This window comes from Nitrosomonas sp. Nm166 (assembly GCF_900112825.1).
In the GTDB taxonomy this organism is placed as follows: domain Bacteria; phylum Pseudomonadota; class Gammaproteobacteria; order Burkholderiales; family Nitrosomonadaceae; genus Nitrosomonas.
The window spans coordinates 12,768-33,946 of record NZ_FONE01000040.1 but is presented as its reverse complement, the minus strand read 5'-3'; the positions used below and the strand labels follow the sequence as shown (position 1 = coordinate 33,946).

Sequence of the window (21,179 nt, the reverse complement as noted above, 5' to 3'; positions counted from 1 at the left end):
TCTTTCATAACCGTGCCTTCGATAGTTTGGATGCGCTTGAGATACATCTGGAGAGCGCGCTAAAAAGCCTCGAATCAAACCAGGAAACTATGCGCAGCATTACCGGATGGGATTGGATTATTAATGCTGTTCCTAAATAGAATTGGAATTAGATGGCAGTTTGTTCCAGATTATGAGATATTTTCTCGTATATATTCCATTAGTTTTCTTAGTGTAATCAGCACGCAAGGAATTAAATGTTAATGAATAATAAGTCATTTCTTAATCTAAATACTGGTGAACGAACTCGTAAATTGCTCGAAGATTTTGATGTTATCGGAACGGTGCAGCACTTGGTGTTAGTACCTCGGGGTGACTATTTGGAACATCTTCACGAGAATGTTCGTGCTGCAGTCATTGCCTCGACATTAGGGTTATCCAGTATTGATTATGCAAAACGCAGATACGGTGATTTTCGCGAGGAGAAAAGTGACTCGCAGTCTGCGCTTCATGCATACATAGATGCATACAGCTGTGCTAAGGCATATGTTAATAGAATGCTTGAGAAACTCCAATCTGATGGGCTACCAGAGCCCTCATTAGGGGTATTTGGTGCATCGATTGTTCTTGAGCGATTGCCTCCAAGCTTCTTCTGTGCACATTTTCTTTATCAGATGGGCCACAGATATGAAGGTCACGCTGTGTCACGGCTTATTTTGGAGCAAATAGCGTGGGCTTATGCTGCTTACAGTTTTAATGATTTAAAAGCTATTGAGAAAATTGATACTACGCGGTGCATTAGCCTACTGAAGCGTTTTGCGAAGGAAGCTGGGCGACTTTATGGATTTTTGAGCGCTAAAACACATATTGACTATGCAAGTCATTCCGAGTTTTTGCGATTTGAGAATAGTACTAATGTAGTACTGCATGCTCAACCGGAATTTCGTGAATATGGGCAAGTAATACTTGTCTTAGCTGATCTCTTTGGGCTTGTATGGGAGCTTTCACAGTTCAATTACATCAAGTATCCAGAAGCAATCGAACAAGAGACAGAGGGACCAATTATAAGGGCTGATCGCCCATTCCTAGCAGAGATGCAACGGCATACAGATGCCATAGAAAGATCCTTATCGGAATAAAATATTTAGCTATCAACCCTTGCAATTCTAAGATAATCAATTCATTTTTTTGCCTACAAATCAAACACGATAGTTAAGGCATCTTTAAGGGAATGAATATACTGACTTTCCAGTTTTCCTTGTTTTTTACGGATCCTCGAAACATCGACAGCGCGTAATTGCTTGAGGTTGATATGACGGTTTTTATCCAAACCATTTTCTTTAGTTGGCTCCAGGTTTACTGCAAAAGGCCAGGGTTTATGATTCGGCAGCAGAGGAGCAACAATCAGCGTTCTGGATTGAATATTTACGAGGTCGCCTTGAACAATTACGCATGGCCTCAGTTTCTTGGTTTCCGCACCTTTTGCCGGTTCAAGATCAATCCAGTAAATATCCAGTTGTCTGAATTCAGTCATTGGTCAGGTCAGGCCATCGGATAAAGTGGTTTCCCATATCTGTAATTCTTCCTGATAATCCAGATCTTCAGCTTCCTCCTGATTTGCTTTGATTAATGACTGCTTGAGAAGATTATTACGTTCCTGCTTTAAAAGCTCATTGATGTAAGCGCTACGGTTATCACCGGCGACATGATTAAGAAACGCAGAAATTTCATCATCCAGCGTAATGGTGGTTCGATGTGTCATGATGAGGAAACAATTAGCTATGTAACAATTAATTATTGAATTGGTTGCCCAATATTCATTGAGATATAGAAATAGAGGTGCGCCCAATGAAATCAACGGAATTCAAAGCATGGATGAAATCCATTGAACGCATGAGTCGTAATCAGCGAGACAAACTCCGAAAAAGATTGGAAGGAAAAGAGAATACTGATGAAGTCATAGCATTGATCGAACATAATCAGGACGACAAACCCGCTTGTCCCCATTACAAAGCAAGCAATCTATATCGCTGGGGAAAAGTCAGTGAGCTGCAGCGTTATCGATGTCGTCAATGCAATCGCACGTTTAATGCGCTTTCAGGTACGCCACTGGCACGGTTACGGTACAAGAACAAATGGTTTGAATATGAGCAAACGATGATTCAGGGATTAAGCATCCGAAAATCAGCGGACAGTTGTGGAATAGCCAAAAATACAAGCTTTAAGTGGCGGCATCGTTTTTTACAAATACCTGCAACTGATCAACCCGGCAAAATGAATGGTATTGTCGAAGCAGATGAAACCTATTTTCTGGAATCGTTTAAAGGACAGCGCCGTTTGTCCAGGTCTGCACGAAAGCATGGCGGTATAGCCGTCTATCTTCGGAGTTACCTCGGATGGCACAGAATGATTGACCGTCTCGGTCAAAATATTACACCAGCGCTTTGTTTCCTGCCATCTCTTGGAAAAACAAGACAGTTTCAACAACTAAATGTAACATAGCCTTACTTATCGCGGCGAAGATGATTACAGACATGAAGCCGAATACTACGACTACGCTTCCCGATCTGGTTTCTTTCATACTGATCCTCCGCAGAATTTCAGCGAGATATTAGATGGGTAGTGCTACGTATTTATTCAGTAGACAAAAGAGTTAATAAAATTTCTTTCTATTACTGCCACAGAAAGCTGGTAACCTTTTTACCCATGATTTCCTGATTAAACACAACTTTGGCTATCGGTGTACCGGTACAGGCAATTCCATAACATACATGTAACGGTAATAGATGGTCTTCTCTAGGGTGGCAATATCGAGCAGAGGGGGCTTTTTGCCATTCAATCAATCTTTGCTCGCGTTCATCTGGCAGAAAATCTTGGCTGGTACACGTCTCTATCAGCCAGCTATCAAACTCATCATTTTCTTTATCACCATCATTGCCTTTTGAAAAGAACCGCTTCAAATTATGAAAGGACATTCCCGAACCGATAATTAAAACGTTTTTCTTTCTTAAAGATCCGATGGCTTTTCCCAAATTGATGTGTTGTCCAGGATCTAAATTCTTGAGTAGGGATAACTGGATGCAGGGAATGTGCGCCTGCGGATACATCAGCATGAGCGGAATAAACATGCCGTGATCAAAGCCTCGCTGGTCGTTCAGTTTAGCTGGAATTCCACTGGCTGTTATCAATTCAAGGATCTCTTTCGCGAGCTGTGGATGACCTGGAGCAGGGTATTGAATCTGGTATGCTTCCTCAGGGAACCCGTAATAATCATAGATTAATTCAGGATGGCTGCTGCTCGTGATGGTTGCTTGATCCTCTTCCCAGTGTGCACTGATGACTAATATTGTTGAAGGTTCATTCAACCTTTTTACAATCTCTTTTAGAAAAGAAACCATTCTTTCGTGTTCTTTATCACCCAGGATGGGTAATGGCCCTCCGCCGTGCGGTATATACAAAACCGGTGAAAGTGTTTCAGACGATTGATTGCCCATATGCTCATTCCCTATCGCAAGAAAGATTAATATATTTCAATCATGAGAGATTTTTTGTTGCATTCCCGCTTGAAGCAGTGAATTAGACGAGCTTCCGGGTTACTTTTGTTACATGAGCTCCCTGGAAGCGAGCGATTTTTAGCTCATTTTCTGACGGTTGGCGGCTGCCATCGCTGCCGGCAAGCGTGCCTGCCCCATAGGGAGAGCCACCGGTAATTTCATTCATATTCATGATTTCCTGGCAGGAATAGGGAACGCCCATGATAATCATGCCGTGATGTAATAGGGTAGTATGAAACGAGGTAATGGTCGTTTCCTGGCCGCCGTGCTGGGTGGCTGTGGACGTGAATACGCTGGCGACTTTACCAATCAATCCGCCGTTTAGCCACAGCCGGCCAGTCTGGTCAAGAAAGTTGCGCATTTGGGCGCACATATTGCCGAATCGGGTAGGTGTTCCAAAGATAATGGCATCATAGTTCGGTAATTCATCTACTGTCGCGATCGGTGCTTCCTGATCAAGCTTGACGCCTGCCTTTCGCGCCACTTCTTCGGGTATCAGTTCAGGCACACGCTTGATGGTAACTTCAGTCTGCTCAACGCTGCTCGCCCCTTCTGCTACCGCTTTTGCCATTTTTTCGATATGACCATACATACTGTAGTAAAGAACAAGAATTTTCGTCATGCTGTACCTCCTGATTTCGTGATTCAAGGGATAACTTATGTTCAATTTCTCTGTTTTTACTTCTGATAGGCCTTAATTTTTTAGAAGGTTTTGTAACTTTTACTCCTAAACCAAATGTATGGCAATAAAAATTTTGAACATATGACTGCAGGTACTCACTTATTTCTTGTTAGAAATTGGTTTTGGGCGATTTACCGGGTTGCTTCAGACAAAGGCGGTATTTTTTGCATCACTTTGCATCACCTTTGCCCAGGTAAATTAATGATCGTGGATGACTGCCAACCAAAGATGTTACGCAAGATTCGTATTGCTATGGAACCCTGACAGCCGCCTATAAGGCTGGAAAATGGTTGCTGCTGTTGGGGTACACACATTGCTTGGTAACCTTAAAATGTTTTTACTGGGAATCTATCCGAGTACGCTAAAGATTTACAAGAGTATCTTAACGAATTTTTTTAACAGAAGAGCATGGGAAGCTGAGCTGTCATCTCGCTTGCTCAATACGTGTTTGTCGCACACTCAGATTAAGCTGAAAAAGATTTAGAGGCATAAAGTGGATGGTGTGTATTTGGCACATTAAGAAATTTGATACTTCATGTTCGCCTCCGTACAGAAGGTATGTCGATAAGAGTTCATGATGCATTTTCTATTTATATATTAAGTGCTTAATATAAGGATTACTCATAATGCCTGATAAGGATAAAAGAACAAACAGTTGCTTTACAACTGGAGGCCCTGCCCAATCTGAGAATGCTTCTGCAAATATTAGTAATTTTTCCGATAAGCTTGCTGCTGCTCAGAAGCTTGCAAGTGCCATGCCACACAATATTAATAAGGCCCAAGAGCATGGAGAAGCCTCAACCTCTCCACCGAAGGGACAAACTGTAGAAGTGCATGACTCGCTCAGCACAGGCAGCACATTATCAGAGACCAACGCCTCTGAAAAAACAGGTATCGGTGAGCTTCGCTCAGGCTTCAATCCAGCTAATGGACCGCTTGACCAGGTCCGAGTGGATTCAGGTGGACGCGCGCTTACTACCAACCAGGGCGTGGCGGTTGCTGATAATCAGAATTCATTAAAAGCAGGACTTCGTGGTCCGACTCTTCTGGAAGATTTTATCCTCCGGGAAAAAATTACTCACTTCGATCATGAACGGATACCCGAACGAGTCGTTCATGCAAGAGGATCGGCTGCGCATGGGTACTTTGAATGTTATGAATCTCTTGCAAGTTACACTCGCGCGTCTTTGTTTGCTGAAGCTGGAAAACGCACACCGGTTTTTGTTCGTTTTTCCACCGTCTTAGGTGAGCGTGGATCGGCTGATACCGCACGTGATGTACGTGGTTTTGCGGTTAAGTTTTATACCGATGAGGGAAATTGGGATTTAGTAGGAAATAATATTCCTATATTTTTTATTCAGGATGCAATGAAGTTTCCTGATCTTGTTCATGCAGCCAAGCCCGAACCACACTTTGCTATTCCACAGGCTTCTACTGCACATGATACTTTTTGGGATTTTGTTTCCTTGACACCAGAATCCACTCACATGCTCATGTGGGTTTATTCGGATCGAGCAATCCCGCGTAGTTTTCGCATGATGCAGGGATTTGGAGTCCATACTTTTCGTTTGATTTCTGCCGAAGGACAATCGCATTTCGTAAAATTCCACTGGCAACCCCTTGCTGGTACCCACTCTCTTGCATGGGATGAAGCTGTCAAAATTGCAGGGGCTGATCCTGATTTTCACCGGCGTGATTTATGGGAAGCGATCGAAAGCGGTGCCTATCCCGAATATGAATTAGGAATGCAGATTTTTACCGAAGCCCAAGGCGAGGAATTCAGTTTCGATATCCTGGATGCAACCAAGATAGTGCCAGAAGAATTGGTTCCCGTTACTCCAGTCGGTAAAATGGTCCTTAATCGTAATCCCGACAATTTTTTTGCTGAAACCGAACAAGTTGCTTTTTGTGCTGCACATATTGTGCCGGGGCTGGATTTTAGCAATGATCCACTACTCGCAGGCCGTATCCATTCGTATGTCGATACGCAGATTACAAGACTCGGGGGACCTAATTTTCATGAAATACCTATTAATTCCCCAGTTGCACAAGCCCATAATAACCAGCGTGACGGTATGCATCGGCAGGCCATAAACCGTGGACGCGTTGCGTATGAACCAAATTCTCTTGCGGGTGGTTGCCCTTTTCAGGCGGGCACAGCCGGTTTTATGTCATTTCCTCAATCAGTATCTGAAGATAAAATACGTGGAAAGCCAGAGCGTTTTGCGGATCATTACACGCAAGCTATCTTATTCTGGAACAGTCAAACTCCGGTCGAAAAGTTACATATTATTAACGCTTTTCGTTTTGAATTGACGCGAGTGCAAACTCCTGCGATCCGGGAACGTGTGATTTCAATGCTGAGAAATGTAGCCGAAGATCTTGCAGAAGCAGTGGCTTCCGGGCTAGGCATGAAGGCGCTTCCCTCTGCTCAACCAAAGGCTTTAGAGGAAACTGTTGCACCTGAAGTTACCTTATCACCGTCTCTCTCACTCTTTTCTCGTCCCGGCAATGGAAATATTGCTACTCGCAGGGTTGCCATAATAGTAGCGGATGGAGTAGATGGGCAATCTGCACAAATGCTTCAATCGGGCTTGCTTGCAGAAGGGGTTGTAGCCCGCTTTGTTGGGATTCGGTTAGGATCTGTACAAGGCACGGATGGCGATAAGATAGAAATTGATGCCACTTTCGAGGCAATGCCAGCTGTGCTATTTGATGCCCTTGCAGTGCCCGGCTGGCGTGGAGATACATACAATTTATTAAATGTGGAGCTGGTAGACGAATTTATTAAGCAGCAGTACCGTCATTGCAAACCGATTCTTGCGCTGGGTGTGGGTAAAACTCTGATTGAATCTGCAGGTGTCAAGCTGAAGCTACCATCTGGAGAGCTTGATCCTGGTGTTTTGGCATTTTCAGATTCAGAAAATAACGATGATATCCTATCCCAATTTAAGGAAGCTATTGCTGTGCATCGGCATTTTGAGCGCGAAACACATTAATAATTTGTTTAGTTAGAGCCGATTCTGACATACAACATTTATTGCTCTAAAGTTATTTTGCTATAGCTCAGCCGCATTTAGAGCACTAAGTTATACAATCATAGGAAGCTTATATCATGACACAAAAAGACAGCGCTTCTTCCAGCAAGGTTGCAAAAGGTGAGGAAACAGGCACTCTAGTAGAGCATGTAGATCTTACCAATCAGTTAAGTGAAGGGAATAAAACAGAACCGGAAATGCTGTTGCCGCATGAACGCGACCAAACGACTGGGCCTACGGGTACAGACAGTCCTGGAGATGAGCATTCGCGTGAGGTAATCAAGCAAGCACACGACGATACTAGGCATGGATTGAAAGATACAGATCGCCGGGGAATACCTTCCGATATAGTCAAATCGGATATTCCTGGCGAAGAAGACATATCGGGTGCTCAAGAAACCGATAACAAGGATAAGCCTTAATAAGTACATCAGTTAGGACTTACCAATTAAAGAGCATGCTTTAATAAGCACCTTGCTATTTAATTGTTCGAAATTGCTAAAGGAGGGGCTATATGCATATTCATCATTTGAACTGCATTTCTACTTGTCCTCTGGGTGGCAAACTTATGGATGACCGGACCGAATCTTTAATTCGTCGAGGGCATCTGGTATGCCATTGCTTGCTGGTAGAGCTTAACGATAGTCTTGTACTCATCGATACCGGGCTCGGATTGCAGGATGTAGCCAATCCGCAAACCCGGTTGAGTCGTTTTTTTCTCACACTCATCCGCCCTGAATTTAGAGAAGAGATGACTGCGGTTAGGCAGGTGCAACGGTTAGGTTTTGATCCTCGGGATGTGCACCATATCATTCTCACCCATTTGGACTTTGACCATGCGGGAGGGCTCGACGATTTTCCCAATGCTCAAGTGCATATGCTTCAGTCCGAGCGCGACGATGCATTTGCCCAAAGAAGCTGGCTAGACCGGCAACGTTTTCGCCCGCAACAATGGTCAACGAGAGGAAATTGGCACGTTTACCCGTCAGCACAGGGTGAAACATGGTTCGGATTTGACAGTGTACGAGACCTTGAGGGTATTCCTCCTGAAATTCTTATGGTACCGCTTCTTGGCCATACGTTAGGACATACGGGCATTGCGGTTAAGATAGGGGATCAATGGCTATTTCATACGGGTGATGCCTACTTTTTCTATAAAGAGATGGATTTTAGTCAGCCGTGGTGTACGCCTGGGCTGAGGTTTTATCAATGGATGATGGAAAAGAATCGTCAATCCCGCTTGCAAAATCAGATGCGCTTGCGGCAGCTTCGTCACGACCAGAATGATCGTATAACGATTTTTTGTGGACATGATGTTGTGGAGTTTGAGAGGCTTCCAGGTAGATCAGCCGAAGTGCCAGCAGAACAACTCATGTTATAAGAACACTAAAGCATACGATACTATTGGCACTCTTGAGTATTGGTATAAGTTATTGTGGAGATAGTAAAATAGCGCGCTGGGAGTCATCAGCCGGACTTGCAACGCTATCGTTGCGGCGCTTGCCGAGCTACATTCAATGCCTTGACTGGAGCGCCTCGCCTGCTCGACATAAGGGCAAGTGGTGAGTCTATGCGCGCAGATAGCGAAGGCCGAAGTATCCGAAGTAGCGCAAAAGCATACTCAGTACATCGCAATACCTCATTTCGCTGGCGCCATCGCTTTCTTGTGTTGCGCAAGAGTAGGAATCGGCAAGCTTAGCCGAAATTGCGCAAGCAGATAAAACTTTTTTCTGGAGTCTTTTAAAGAAAAGGAACGTGACATGATTGGATTGTCATCGGAACAGATGCCAGTTTTGATTTGCCGTGATCGAACGTGAAGCACAGCAGACTTTGTGCTGGAGAAAATCGACAAAGCGCATATTAATGTAAGCGCTGGAATCAGGGTGGTCAGTTGGCGACGGTCCGGGAGACCTCCCGCGCAAGAGAAGAAGCTGCGCGGGAAATTCATTAGACTACTGCTCATTTGATTACTACTTTTGGTATGGATTGCTATTCTGCCGGGTTGTTAAATGATTTTTATCTTCGCACTTGCGGGTTTTTCTTCCTTTAAATATAAACGTGTCGCCGAACTCGTTAACAGTATCACCCTCAATCTTTCTTCCATGACGATTTGTTTCGCCGTGAAAGGCGATTCCAAAATCATCCTTTCCAAAGCTCGTAGCTTGCCATTCATCATTGTCTCTATTCAGATTATCATGGGCATATGTCAGGAGTTGTCCAAAAAGCCCTTGGATTTTAAGGATTCCGGGAGAGTTGGGAGAAAAGGTAAAGCAATCATCAAACCGCGTACCGAAGCTGGATTTGACATGAACTCTCAAAGAATAATTAGGTTAACTATCTAGTTCCACCCAGAACATTTATGTTCGTCTTGAGCATCACTTCCTTTTGGCCAAGCGTGTTATCTGAACACAACGCATACAAATCGCTACAGTAGTTGCTGAATTCAAACTTAACTTGGTTAATAAAAATTTATTCCTTTAAGAAAAAATTAGAATAAGGAAAATCTTTAGTTTTATATAAGGAAATGCTTGTAAAAAATATAAAGAAAAAACTTACAAAAGATAAGGAAGTTTTGTAAATCGTTGATGAGATTCTGGCGTATCCTCACAAAGCGCCAATTACGCAAGCGCCAATGAAGATACCAAGTCTTGCAATTCGCACTTACATTTGCGATGGCAATGCCATTTCTTGGGCTACAAATCAAACACAATAGTCAAGGCATCTTTAATAGAATGAATGTATTTGCTTTCCAGTTTCCCTTGTTTCTTGCCAATTCTCGAAACATCAACAGCGCGTAATTGCTTAAGGTTGATATGACGATTTTTGTCCAAACCATTTTCTTTGGTTGGTTCCAGATTTACTGCAAAAGGCCAGGGTTTATGATTTGGTAGCAAAGGGGCAACAATCAGTGTCTTGGATTGAATATTCACGAGATCGCCTTGAACAATCACGCATGGCCTCAGCTTTTTGGTTTCCGCACCTTTTGCCGGTTCAAGATCAATCCAGTAAATATCTAACCGTTTGAATTCAGTCATTGGTCAGGCCATCGGATAAGGTGGCTTCCCACATCTGTAATTCTTCCTGATAGTCTGTATCTTCGGCCTCTTCCTGGTTTGCTTGGATTAATGTCTTCTTGAGGAAATTATGACGTTCCTGCTTTAAAAGCTCATTGATGTAAGCGCTTCGGTTATTACCAGCGACATGATTAAGAAACGCAAAAATTTCATCGTCTAGCGTAATGGTTGTTCGATGTGTCATGATTTATTCATACTTATCAGAAAACAATTTAATCATACTGATAAGTATGATCATTGTCCAGTATGATAAGATGCGCCGATGCAAGGAAGGTAAAGATCCTTGCACAACCCCGAAAATTTTGTTGTAGTGGGTGGGGAAAAACTTGCAGACGACAGTTTTACCTGATTTTATTGGCAAAAAGGTAAAAACTTTACTCTTTTCAAGGGAATTATTCCCCTTACTGCATTAGGAAGGACTGCTCCTCTTGATGGCTCATATGCGAAAATTTTGTTGGCAGCTTTTTTCAAATTCATGCAGATACTTTTCATCAAGACTTGGGCATTGACTTTTACCGTTCCGAAATAGCTGGCGCGCTCCATTCTAAATAGGCATTTAGCTGTCCCAAAGCATTGTTCGACGATATAGCGTTTTTGCTGATCAATTTGTTTGCCAGCTTTTGCAGTGCCGAGAGTGGTTTGTTCTTGTACGCCCGATGCATGATGGCACACTTGATTTTGTGCTTTTTAGAAACTGCCGCTTGGCATGGGCTCTGTTAGGGCGTACCACCGTCCGGCGGGAGGGCCATGAAGGGCAAGCCCGCATGCAGTCCAGAACCCAACCACACTGTAGCTTTGCTCCTGACTACATCATTTTGCTAGACGGTTTTAAATAATAAGTAAATATTTAGTTAAAAATAAACTATCGCTTATTTTATCTTTACTTAATAAAAGCTATTTTAATAGTGACACAGCTTTAAATTATTTAGATGGGAAATTCTGAATGAGTTTGACTTTGCCGTTTCCTGAAATCAGGAATGAATAAACCAGATGCCAGTTTCCGCAGGAAAAATGACTTTTGGAATTTTCCTGTGCCAATCATAAAAAGAAAGGGAAGAGATGATGAGACAGTCAACAAACAATCGTGATCATGCAATATTTCCTCTGCATTCCTGCATTCCTGCATTCCTGCATTCCTGCATTCCTGCATTCCTGTATTACAAGCCCGCGCTGAGTCTATAACCAAAACGTGGTTTTCTAATCTGCGTTTTTTATGCTGTTGTCTCCTCCTGCTGGCAGGGTTGTTGTTAGCTGCGCATCCCGCTCAAGCCGAAGTCAAAGCCGGGGATATCCTGGTCATCGACCAGCTGGGTGGAACGGACGGACGCGGTGCGTTGTTTGTAATAGATCCTGCAACAGGCCAGCGTACCATCCTCAGTGACTTTGGCAATGCGGCGCAAGGCAGCCTCGGATCATCTATCGCTAGCGTCGCGGTATTCCGCTGCCGTGCTGAAGAGCGCACGGAAGCGGCAAATAGTGAAAGTGAAGCTGGAAACAGAAATCCTGACCACTGTGCTGACGGAGAGACCATACAAATTTTTGTTTCAGATCTTTTTTCAGGTTCTGGGAGTATTCTCTTTAAGGTCGATCCCAATACGGGCCATCGCACCCTCATCAGTGACTTCAGCCAGGGCGATATTCAAGGATTTCTTTCTTACGGCCTGGTTGTGGATGCGAAAGGCCAGGTAATAGTGAATCTACAGACGGCGGGGCCAGATTCCCGGTTCCAACTTGTTCGCATCGATCCCGAAACCGACACGCGTACTCTTATCACCGACCTTCTCAACCCAGACCAGGGAGCAATCCTTCCAGATAGGTTCATTACTGATCTCGCTGTAGAACATACAGGGAAGATTCTGATGGGCGCCAATATCAATGATACCTTGGCCGCGGGTACAGCAATCTTTCGAATTAACCCAAGTACGGGCAAGCGCAGATTGCTGAGCGATTTCGCGGATGCTGGGCAAGGGCCTGTTGCTGGTTTGTTCTCTAGCGCCGGTCTAGCGACTGAGGCTTCCCGACAGATCCTGGCCATTACAAATGGGGTTTTGGACGAGAACAACAATACCATTGGGGGAAACTTCCTCTTGCGAGTAGATCGCAGAACAGGTCAACGCACTATCCTTAGCGATTTTGATAATCCGGCACAGGGCACTTTAGGGCAAAATATTCGGGGTAGCGTGGTGGAAAAGTACGGAAAAATCATTGTTAGTGCTAATGATGCAGTGACTGGAGAGACTACCTTACTCTTCCGAATAGACCCGGAAACGGGACAGCGTGATGTGCTGAGTGATTCCGCTAATCTGGATCAAGGTCCACTACTCAGTATGGCTATTAATTACCTGGCGATAGTACCCAACGATGATGATGCTGAAGATCTTTCAACGTTTGGATTTCAGCAATTTCAAAACGCAGCCGCGGGTAATACGGCCCCGGCAGGGACCGCCACCATTCCTGGAAACGCAAGTCAGCTGAAGCAGCTGGAAAGCTTCCAGAATATTCAATCCCTCTTCAGACCGGGGAATTACAAAAAAATCAATCGGATTTTGCAGAACCGCCCCTTGGCACCGACCAATGTGAACCTGTTCTCCCCGGCGGCGTATCCGAATGCGGCCCCCATGGCCCCGGCTGGCGGTCCTGCCCCGACCGAGGAGCAAGTCGCCCAGATGGGGATTAAGTATCTTGAGGATCAATTTCCGATGAATCCGTCCGCCCGCAGAGAAACAGCCGCGCTGTTCAATAATCCGGACTTGGTATCCAAGGTGCCGAACCCCAGCCTGCGGGCAGGGCTTCTGGGATTGGCGGGCACGGCTGGTGAGCCGGCCATTGATTTTGTGCTGAACGCCAAAACAGATGCCGGTTTGCCAAAGGTAAGAGGCATCGGCTTTGATGCCAACCCCTGGGATCCGGCGGATACGACAGTTGCCCGTGCGCTTGTTGATCCCAATACCCAGCAGGTCGCTTATGTGTTCAACCCCAAGTACCAGAATGAGAACCCCTTCCAATTCAGCAGCATCATTGCGCATGAAACCCTGCATTCGGATTTGCCGATTAGCACCACCGAAGAGGTCACGGCGCTTGCAATTCAAAGCTCGATTTATTTGGAGCAATTGGCCAAACACCCTGAAATGGCAGGCGATCGTACGGAATTGACCCGGCGGAATAACACCAACACCCTGGCCCGATTAAATTCCGGCGCAGGCACCAGTCTTGGCTTGTTTGCCAGCAATAACGGCAAACCTATTTTACCCGGCAGCCAAATTCAAGCCACCAGCTGGTTCGATCAGTTCGCAAACGCGACAGGCTTTGGCGATACGCCCGGCAACCCCCAGCTGCAAGCCATGCTCGCCAGAATGGTCAATCCTGGCGGCATAGTGCCTCCCAATGCCGATTTCAGCATGAACACACTCAACTTCATCGACCAGAACAGCGCCAACCTTTCCAAAAGGGAGCTGGTCAGAGCCGCACTGGCGTTGCAGTTGAACATTCAGGGCCGATAATCGGAAAACTTCATGCATGCGAAGGGAGGAAATCAAAAATTTCCTTCCTTCGCCAACTCTTAGGAAATTAAAGCGAATTAGAGCGTAAAATTTGACTTTAGTCATCAACCATCAGTTTGGCTGAAGAATTGATTGTGGAACGACGGCATGCGAGATGATTTTGAAGTGCTGGGGTTAAAGGTTTTGCCTTTTACTGCCGAGGAAGCTGAGCTTGCTGGCCGACTTTGTCAGCAGACCCGGCATGCTGGTTTGTCGCTAGGTGATCGTGCCTGTTTGAGTGTAGGCATCCAATTGCAAGCCCCCGTGCTGACTGCGGATCAAATTTGGGCTACGCTGGATTTGCCTGTTACTGTGCGGTGTATTCGCTAGGAGTCTTGGTGCTTTATTCCATAGTCAGTGGAAAATTCGATTAAGGCTGCGTGGCGCTCAGCGAGAAATCTTCCAGCAATAGTGAATTTTGGCATCGCGTGCGAAGTCCTCGGGAATCATCTCGCGGCTGATGTCTTCGATGGTCAGATCGCTCAATGCTTTCCTGTCCATTTTGAAACGGCGGAAGTTAGTCGAAAAAAATATTATTCCTCCGGGCGCCAGCAGAGCTGTGGCGTTGCGGATCAGTTGCACGTGGTCTCGCTGGACGTCGAAGGCTTCATCCATTTTCTTGGAATTGGAAAAGGTGGGTGGATCGAGGAAGATCAAATCGAACAGCAGTCTTGGTTTCGCTTGGGTTTGTTTGACCAGCCATTGCAGGCAATCAGCGCGTATCAGCTTGTGATTGCCGTGGATACCGTTGAGATCGAAATTGCGTTTTGCCCAATCCAGATAAGTATTGGACATATCCACCGTGACGCTGGATATCGCACCGCCGATTGCCGCATGTACCGTGGCGCTGCCGGTGTAGCCGAATAAATTCAGGAAGCGTTTGCCTTTGGCTTGTTGCTGAATCAGCCAACGCATCGGCCGATGGTCGAGAAACAGGCCGGTGTCCAGATAATCCTCGAAATTCACCCAGAACTTGCAGCCGCTTTCTTCAACGACGTGAAAGCGGCGGGAATCGCCCAGTTTTTCGTATTGCTCAGTGCTTTTCTGCTTGCGGCGTATTTTTAAAAACACCTGCTCGGCAGGAATTTCCAGCACTTTTGCTATTTCTCTCAGCGCCCCGGCAAGGCGCTGATTGGCTTTGATGAAATCAATCGCTTTCGGCGCTTCGTATTCCTGAACATTGATCCAGGTCTGCTCGCCTTGATAAACGTCTACGGCTACGGCGTATTCTGGCAGGTCGGCGTCGTACAGGCGGTAGCAATGTATCCGATTTTGCTTGATCCATTTGGAGAGTTTTTTCAGATTCTTACGCAGCCGGTTGGCGAACATTTCACTCTGATTGTCGAGCTGTTCGACCCGGGCGCGGCGGCTGATGAGTTCGATGCGTTCCCGCTCAGATTTTGCTTTCGGTTCAAAGAACGCTTTTTCTTCAATGGTAAAACGCAATAACTTGCATTCCAGTGAGCCATTGAATAAGGTGATCGGCTTTTGCGAGCGTATGCCCAAGCGAAAGCCCAGCTCTGGATTGCCGATGATCATCGCTGCGTGCCAGCCGATAAAGCGCTGTTTCAGTACCTCACCGAATTGGCGGTACAGTGCGGCGGTTTGCTCTTCGTCGCCGAGTCGCTCGCCGTAAGGCGGGTTGCAGACGATCAAGCCTTTTGGCCAGCTTTCCGCGGCGCAAGCCTCCAGAATATCGCGTTTTTCGATATGGATTTTGCCTGTCAGACCGGCGTTCTCGACGTGCTGCAACGCGGCAGCGACAGTGCGGCGGTTCTGGTCGAAACCGACAATCACCGGCAATTTGGCTAAGCCGATTTCTCGGCGCTGTCTGGCTTCGTTTAATAAATTTTCCCAAAGTCTTGCGTCGTGCTGCTTCCAACCGAGAAAACCGAAATAATCGCGCTGCAAGCCGGGTGCAATGTCAGCAGCGATCAGTGCGCCTTCCACCAGTAAAGTACCGGAGCCGCACATCGGATCAAGCAGCGAGCCGCCTTGTCGGGCAATTTTCGGCCAGTCAGCGCGCAGCAGAATCGCTGCCGCCAGGTTTTCCTTGATTGGTGCTGCGATGCTGATGTCGCGATAACCACGTTTGTGCGAACTCTCGCCGGACAAATCCAGGCTCAGCTGCGCGGTGTCATTATGCAAAAACACATTGACGCGGATGCTGGGGTGTTCAGTATCGATATCGGGACGAATGCCAAACTTGGCCCGCATTTGATCGACGATGGCATCCTTCACTTTGAGCGCGCCGAAATGGGTGTTGTTGATCGCCGGGTTGTTTTTGCTGCTAAACGATACCGCCAGACTGTCGTCAGCGTTCAGATGCTCAGACCAGTCGATGCCCTGGACGCCATCATAGAGATCCTGCTGCGATTGAACCGTGAAGCTGCTGAGCAACAGTAGAATGCGGCTGGCGGTGCGCGACCATAAACAGGCTTTATAGGCCATCGCCAGATTGCCTTGAAAAGCTACACCGGCCATTTTCTGCTGCACGTTTTTCCCGCCAAGCGCTTCAATTTCATTGGCGAGAATGCCTTCCATCGCTTTCGGCGTGGTGGCGAAGAGTTGATATTGTGTCATGATCCTGTGACTTTAGAATGATGATAATCGAGGATGTCCCGCTTGGCACGGTGATTTGTTGTTTCCCGGCCGCGCAATTGCTGATCTTGCAAGCTATTTTGCAGTATTGGTTTTATGGGTATCTGATATTTAAGCTTATCAATAGCTTTTTCTTGCAATGCATGAGAATTCCCTGCGTAAATCCTGATGATGGATGGTACTTTTAGGATATTTGTACTTTCTGCGTAATGACATTCATTCTACTGGTTTCATGACATGTTTCTCTATTAATGAAGGGTATGGGTGTGTAGCATGCATAGGGTAATTTTTATAATTAATAATTAGTAGCTAATAAAGTGTCGTTAATATTGGGAGTTGTATGATGAAAAATTATTTGCAATGGATAATGATGTGTGTCGTTTTGTGGTTTGGTTTTGTATCAATATCAAACGCAAAATCAGACACTATTTCATACCAAAACTCTGGAAAGGAGAATGTAGATCTTTATACCTTTACAGCAACGTCATCAGGTCAGATTCATGCCTATTTCTATGGATCATCAGCAAGTTATACTAATACATTGTCATTGCTGGTAAATGGTGTGGTGACACCAGAAACCTCTGCCGGGGTTTTAAATAATCATACTTCCAGTATTGGAGATTTTGTTAATCTTGGTTTTGTGAATGCAGGGGACGTGCTTACATTTCAATTGAATGTGCTCACAACAGGAAATGCCTGGTATTCCGACAAGTCGCTCAATACGGATGGGGGAGTAAATCATGTGTATTCTACTTCATTCTCGGGAGATGCTTCCAATAATATTCCAGCAGGGACATTTGTGGGGTTTGAAGATCTGTTGAGAGGCGGTGACTTGGATTATGACGATGAAGCTTTTGTATTTACAAATATGAGTGTTAAAAGTACCGATAACCCTGTAAGCCCGATTCCAGAGCCGGAAACTTATGCGATGCTGCTGGCAGGATTAGTATTGGTAAGCTTTTCGTTGCGTGATAAAAAAACCAAGACAGCAGTTTCCTGAGTGGCTTAAACAGGCAACTGTACGAAGTAAGAGTAATTCTCAAAACTTTGCTGTCGAAATATTCATTGCATTTCGTAATGTCAATGTTCTTAACCTGGAGATGTTCAAAAAATACTCTCCAGGTTTTTTATTGTAAAAGTCTCAGCTAATGGTCATGCTGAACGTCGTATGTTAAGACGCAGTGTGTAAAGATGCATGGTTTTTATCAGAATGTGTCTGTTTATAACAAAAAGATGGTTGCCAGACTCAGAAAGATAAAGAATCCGCCACTATCTGTCACGGCAGTAATGATTACACTGGAACCCAGCGCCGGATCGCGTCCGAATTTGCGCAATGTCAGCGGTATCAGCACGCCTAAAAGTGCTGCTAGCAGCAGATTCAGTATCAGCGCTAAAGTCATGACCAGACCCAGTTCGGCATTCTGATAAATTGCAAAAGTGAACAAGCCGACCACCGCTCCCCATAAGAGGCCATTTACCGCACTGACGCCGATTTCCTTGGCGATTAAATTCCATGCACTGCTGGTGTTGATTTGATCCAGTGCCAACGCGCGTACGATCATCGTGATAGTTTGATTGCCTGAATTACCACCAATGCCGGCAATGATCGGCATGAGTGCCGCAAGCGCGACCAGTTTTTCGATGGAGTCTTCAAATATACCAATGACACGTGAAGCAATAAACGCGGTGACCAAATTGATAGCCAGCCAAACCCAGCGGTTTTTAACGCTCTTTAAGACGGGGGCGAAGAGATCTTCCTCTTCACTTAAGCCTGCCAGATTCAGCGCCTCATTTTCTGCTTTATCGCGAATAAAATCGATAACGGTGTTGACAGTGACGCGACCCAGCAATTTGTCGTTATCATCCACAACCGATGCTGAGACTAAGTCATAGCGTTCAAAAGCATTCGCCGCTTGTTGGGCGACATCATCTGGATGCAATTTGATCATTTCTTTAACCATCACTTCAGCAACCAGCTTATCAGGATCACTGACCAATAAGCGGTTGATCAGTAATACGCCCTTCAAGTGCTCGTTTCTATCCACGACAAATAATTGATCGGTGTGATCCGGCATTTCTTCCAGCCGGCGCAAGTAACGTAGGACTACTTCCAGCCGGACATCTTCACGGATAGTGATGACGTCAAAATCCATTAACGCACCCACTGAATCTTCAGGATAAGACATGGCTGCACGCAGCTGCTCACGTTCTGTGATGGGTAAGGATCGGAAAACATCATCGATGACATCCTGCGGCAAATCAGGTGCAAGATCTGCAATTTCGTCGGTGTTCAGATATTCTGTTGCAGCGACCAACTCTTGGGTACCCATGTCGGTGATTAATGTTGCACGTACAGCATCTGAAGCTTCCAGCAGAACTTCACCGTCATATTCAGCTTTTACCAAGCTCCAGATAAAAAGCCGGTCTTCCAGCGGCAGAGCTTCCAGAATATGAGCAATATCAGCGGGGTGGAGCTGATCCAGTAGCTGTTGCAGTTCTGCCAGATTCTGTGCTTGCACAGCAGATTCGGCGAGGGATTGGTCTGGGTTATCCTCTAAATTGACAAAACCTTCAACTAATCTGTATTTGCGTAATAAGTAAATTACCTGTTGCAGCGGGGTTGGAGAATTTTCGTCGTCGTGGTTATGAGTTTCGGTCATGACAAGTAAACAGCAAAGAAGTTAGTAGTATTCTCTGTAAATTCAGTATGGTTATACGCTAAACAGTTTGCAGAGGCATGACCGAGAAGGATAGTCTTTCGTACTATACCAGTACCACAGGATGAAGAGTGACAAAATCACTTAAAGCCGATTGGGAATTTCTGCACCAGTCATATGGCGTCAATAAAATTGATAGAGATTGGCTTGCGGTGAGAAAGGACCTGTTAATCCAAATTAGTTCAAAGCTGTGATTTTAACATTGCAATTACTGGTTTTGTTTGGGGTCTGATGCCACGCCATAGGAAAAACGATTCAGCAGCTTGCTCAACCAGCATGCCGATTCCATCCGCCACCTGGCATACACCATTTAATTGCGCGAATTTGAGAAAGTGAGTAGGTTCACGGCCATACATCATGTCGTAAGCAAGAACAGCGTGTGTAAAAATATTGCCTGGTAATTCGGGTAGCGTACCCTGCAGGCTGGCGGAAGTTGCATTGATGATGATGTCAAAATGTTCATTTAAGCTCATAAAATGATATGGATAAATATTTCCATAATCTTCAAACTGTTCCATTAATGCTTCTGCTTTTCTCGGAGTACGATTAGCGATCGCCAGCAAGGAAGGTCTTTGCTGCAGCAGTGGCAGAATGACTCCCCGTGCTGCGCCGCCTGCACCCATCAGCAGTATGCGTTTGGTTGCGATGGAAATTCCCAGGTTCGATTCGATGTCACGCACTAATCCTGCGCCATCTGTGTTATCGCCCAGCATTTCATCATTTTCAAATTTAAGCGTATTGACAGCCTGTGCGATGGTTGCACGTTCAGTTAAGCGTGTTGCTAGCTGGAAAGCGTCCAATTTGAACGGCACAGTCACATTCAATCCCTTGCCGCCTTGTTGGCGGAAATTTGCAACCGTTGCTTGGAAAGCATCCAATGGAGCCAGGATAGCAGTATATTGCATGGACTGATGGGTTTGCTGGGCAAAGGCAGCATGGATCAAAGGCGATTTACTATGTGAGACCGGATTGCCAATCACTGCATAAGAATCGAGCATGGATAGAAGATATTAAGTTGGGATTAAAAGCTATTGGCTCAATAGCATATCTGAAGGCGCAAATACCCACGTGCGGGTAATATGCAAAATATCAGTGTCTTGACTGATATCCGGTGGAAAAGGAGCAAACCCGTTTTGTCCGGCAAGCTTCACTATCCTGATAGCAGCTTCGTCGAGAATTTTTTCTCCAGATGAACGATTGATTTCAATCGATTCCAGGCCACCATCTGCCCGAATGCTGACTGTGAGTTGTAAATTGCCATACAGCTTACTTTTCCTGGCAGCTTCGGGATAGTTCAAGTTGCCGATGCGTTCGACTTTGATACGCCAATCTTCAACATAACGGGCAAATCGATATTCTTTGGTACGAGCCCCTACAAATTTTCTTTTAGGGCGCTTTTGATAATTATCGTGATCCTGATCAATCTGTGCTCGCAACCTAGCAATATCGATACTGCGCAGCAATAGGTCAGTAGTATCAATGGCAATCTCTTTATTTTCAGCTTCGCTCTCATGGGTATCAAGCGTTTGAACTTGTTGTATGTGATCGACCGCAGCCATTAGCTGCTTGGCTTCCTGCTCTAATTGTTTGACTTTTTGTTGCGCGGCAATGTTATCAGCCAGCGGTTTGCTTTTAGGTAATATGGGAAAGGGCGTTTTCGCACGACGATTATTCTCGGTATTGCCGCCACCATCCAGGTTATTTTGTGCAAGGAGTTCAGTTTGGGCAGGTTTTGTTGAAGTTTTATTGTTAACTAGCACAACTTCCAGCGATGTAGCGATTTTATCCAGCTTGGGTTGAGGGAATTCAAAAGTCACACCCAACAGTATAATCCCGTGCAAAAGCAATGAAGCAACCATCGCTACTCCTATGCGATTAGCTTGGGAATAGTGATAGCTACTGGATGCTGTAGATGTAGTCTTGTGTATGTGAATAGTCGTAACAGCCAAGGAATCAAGCCCTAAAATTAAATCTAAGTTGCTTAATAAATCATAT

The 21,179-nt window shown here is 45.4% G+C and carries 20 protein-coding genes and 2 pseudogenes; 11 read left to right on the top strand and 11 right to left on the bottom strand.

Going from position 1 to position 21,179, the window contains the following annotated elements:
* Nucleotides 1–242: 242 nt before the first annotated feature.
* Nucleotides 243–1,118, top strand: coding sequence for a hypothetical protein (locus tag BM021_RS11540; RefSeq protein WP_143074334.1), 876 nt, complete (start codon nucleotides 243–245; stop codon nucleotides 1,116–1,118).
* A 53-nt stretch (nucleotides 1,119–1,171) separates the two neighbouring features.
* Here the strand turns inward: BM021_RS11540 and BM021_RS11535 are convergent, their stop codons facing one another.
* Entirely contained in the window at nucleotides 1,172–1,513 is a 342-nt protein-coding gene (locus BM021_RS11535) for a type II toxin-antitoxin system PemK/MazF family toxin (protein WP_090721184.1), read from the bottom strand.
* A gap of 3 nt (nucleotides 1,514–1,516) precedes the next feature.
* Nucleotides 1,517–1,741, bottom strand: coding sequence for a type II toxin-antitoxin system MazE family antitoxin (locus tag BM021_RS11530; RefSeq protein ID WP_090721186.1), 225 nt, complete (start codon nucleotides 1,739–1,741; stop codon nucleotides 1,517–1,519).
* A gap of 86 nt (nucleotides 1,742–1,827) precedes the next feature.
* Here BM021_RS11530 and BM021_RS11525 point away from each other — a divergent pair, with 86 nt between their 5' ends.
* Nucleotides 1,828–2,481 (top strand): IS1/IS1595 family N-terminal zinc-binding domain-containing protein, encoded by a 654-nt coding sequence (locus BM021_RS11525; RefSeq protein ID WP_090721183.1) that lies wholly within the window; start codon nucleotides 1,828–1,830, stop codon nucleotides 2,479–2,481.
* A 170-nt stretch (nucleotides 2,482–2,651) separates the two neighbouring features.
* Here the strand turns inward: BM021_RS11525 and BM021_RS11520 are convergent, their stop codons facing one another.
* Together BM021_RS11520 and wrbA are read right to left on the bottom strand one after the other, a co-directional pair.
* Complete coding sequence (locus BM021_RS11520; RefSeq protein WP_090721182.1) at nucleotides 2,652–3,473, bottom strand: DODA-type extradiol aromatic ring-opening family dioxygenase; 822 nt, start codon at nucleotides 3,471–3,473, stop codon at nucleotides 2,652–2,654.
* 82 nt (nucleotides 3,474–3,555) lie between these two features.
* Nucleotides 3,556–4,155 carry an NAD(P)H:quinone oxidoreductase gene (gene wrbA / locus BM021_RS11515; protein WP_090721181.1) on the bottom strand — a complete coding sequence of 200 codons (600 nt, stop codon included), beginning with the start codon at nucleotides 4,153–4,155 and terminating at the stop codon, nucleotides 3,556–3,558.
* Between the two features lie 364 nt (nucleotides 4,156–4,519).
* Between wrbA and BM021_RS16635 the strand changes: the two are divergent.
* From BM021_RS16635 to BM021_RS11480, 6 genes and pseudogenes are all read left to right on the top strand, one after another.
* Nucleotides 4,520–4,699 (top strand): annotated as a pseudogene (locus BM021_RS16635) (IS1595 family transposase); the annotation flags it as partial.
* Nucleotides 4,700–4,841: 142 nt separating this feature from the next.
* Nucleotides 4,842–7,214 (top strand): catalase, encoded by a 2,373-nt coding sequence (locus BM021_RS11500; RefSeq protein WP_090721178.1) that lies wholly within the window; start codon nucleotides 4,842–4,844, stop codon nucleotides 7,212–7,214.
* Nucleotides 7,215–7,330: 116 nt separating this feature from the next.
* The gene (locus BM021_RS11495) at nucleotides 7,331–7,675 is read left to right on the top strand and encodes a hypothetical protein (protein ID WP_090721177.1); all 345 of its coding nucleotides are present in this window, start codon (nucleotides 7,331–7,333) and stop codon (nucleotides 7,673–7,675) included.
* 92 nt (nucleotides 7,676–7,767) lie between these two features.
* Nucleotides 7,768–8,634 (top strand): MBL fold metallo-hydrolase, encoded by an 867-nt coding sequence (locus tag BM021_RS11490; protein WP_090721176.1) that lies wholly within the window; start codon nucleotides 7,768–7,770, stop codon nucleotides 8,632–8,634.
* A gap of 53 nt (nucleotides 8,635–8,687) precedes the next feature.
* Nucleotides 8,688–9,067, top strand: a pseudogene (locus tag BM021_RS16170) (IS1595 family transposase); the annotation flags it as partial.
* A gap of 195 nt (nucleotides 9,068–9,262) precedes the next feature.
* Nucleotides 9,263–9,595 (top strand): hypothetical protein, encoded by a 333-nt coding sequence (locus BM021_RS11480; protein ID WP_090721174.1) that lies wholly within the window; start codon nucleotides 9,263–9,265, stop codon nucleotides 9,593–9,595.
* Between the two features lie 351 nt (nucleotides 9,596–9,946).
* Here the strand turns inward: BM021_RS11480 and BM021_RS11475 are convergent, their stop codons facing one another.
* The 3 genes from BM021_RS11475 to BM021_RS11465 form a co-directional block, all read right to left on the bottom strand.
* On the bottom strand, nucleotides 9,947–10,288 hold the full coding sequence (locus BM021_RS11475; protein ID WP_090721173.1) for a type II toxin-antitoxin system PemK/MazF family toxin: 342 nt from the start codon (nucleotides 10,286–10,288) through the stop codon (nucleotides 9,947–9,949).
* Nucleotides 10,281–10,511 (bottom strand): type II toxin-antitoxin system MazE family antitoxin, encoded by a 231-nt coding sequence (locus tag BM021_RS11470; protein ID WP_090721172.1) that lies wholly within the window; start codon nucleotides 10,509–10,511, stop codon nucleotides 10,281–10,283. Before BM021_RS11470 ends, BM021_RS11475 begins: the two co-directional genes overlap by 8 nt.
* 167 nt (nucleotides 10,512–10,678) lie before the next feature.
* Nucleotides 10,679–10,999, bottom strand: a complete 321-nt coding sequence (locus BM021_RS11465) for a transposase (RefSeq protein WP_256207886.1) — start codon at nucleotides 10,997–10,999, stop codon at nucleotides 10,679–10,681.
* A 572-nt stretch (nucleotides 11,000–11,571) separates the two neighbouring features.
* On the opposite strand from BM021_RS11465, the gene BM021_RS11450 reads away from it, so the two are divergent.
* Together BM021_RS11450 and BM021_RS11445 are read left to right on the top strand one after the other, a co-directional pair.
* A complete protein-coding gene (locus BM021_RS11450; protein ID WP_090721169.1) occupies nucleotides 11,572–13,827 on the top strand; it encodes an NHL repeat-containing protein in 2,256 nt (751 codons plus the stop codon).
* A gap of 147 nt (nucleotides 13,828–13,974) precedes the next feature.
* The gene (locus tag BM021_RS11445) at nucleotides 13,975–14,196 is read left to right on the top strand and encodes a PIN domain-containing protein (RefSeq protein WP_090721168.1); all 222 of its coding nucleotides are present in this window, start codon (nucleotides 13,975–13,977) and stop codon (nucleotides 14,194–14,196) included.
* 57 nt (nucleotides 14,197–14,253) lie between these two features.
* Here the strand turns inward: BM021_RS11445 and rlmKL are convergent, their stop codons facing one another.
* Entirely contained in the window at nucleotides 14,254–16,449 is a 2,196-nt protein-coding gene (gene rlmKL / locus BM021_RS11440) for a bifunctional 23S rRNA (guanine(2069)-N(7))-methyltransferase RlmK/23S rRNA (guanine(2445)-N(2))-methyltransferase RlmL (protein ID WP_090721167.1), read from the bottom strand.
* Between the two features lie 358 nt (nucleotides 16,450–16,807).
* Here rlmKL and BM021_RS11435 point away from each other — a divergent pair, with 358 nt between their 5' ends.
* Complete coding sequence (locus BM021_RS11435) at nucleotides 16,808–17,467, top strand: DUF4114 domain-containing protein (RefSeq protein ID WP_256207885.1); 660 nt, start codon at nucleotides 16,808–16,810, stop codon at nucleotides 17,465–17,467.
* A 220-nt stretch (nucleotides 17,468–17,687) separates the two neighbouring features.
* On the opposite strand, the gene mgtE is transcribed toward BM021_RS11435, so the two are convergent.
* The 3 genes from mgtE to BM021_RS11420 all read right to left on the bottom strand — a co-directional run bounded on the left by mgtE (nucleotide 17,688) and on the right by BM021_RS11420 (nucleotide 21,043).
* Nucleotides 17,688–19,127: a magnesium transporter gene (gene mgtE, locus BM021_RS11430; protein WP_090721165.1), complete on the bottom strand. Its 1,440-nt coding sequence runs from the start codon at nucleotides 19,125–19,127 to the stop codon at nucleotides 17,688–17,690.
* A 239-nt stretch (nucleotides 19,128–19,366) separates the two neighbouring features.
* Nucleotides 19,367–20,182: a shikimate dehydrogenase gene (aroE, locus tag BM021_RS11425; RefSeq protein WP_090721164.1), complete on the bottom strand. Its 816-nt coding sequence runs from the start codon at nucleotides 20,180–20,182 to the stop codon at nucleotides 19,367–19,369.
* A 30-nt stretch (nucleotides 20,183–20,212) separates the two neighbouring features.
* Nucleotides 20,213–21,043, bottom strand: coding sequence for an energy transducer TonB (locus BM021_RS11420; protein WP_090721163.1), 831 nt, complete (start codon nucleotides 21,041–21,043; stop codon nucleotides 20,213–20,215).
* Nucleotides 21,044–21,179: the final 136 nt, after the last annotated feature.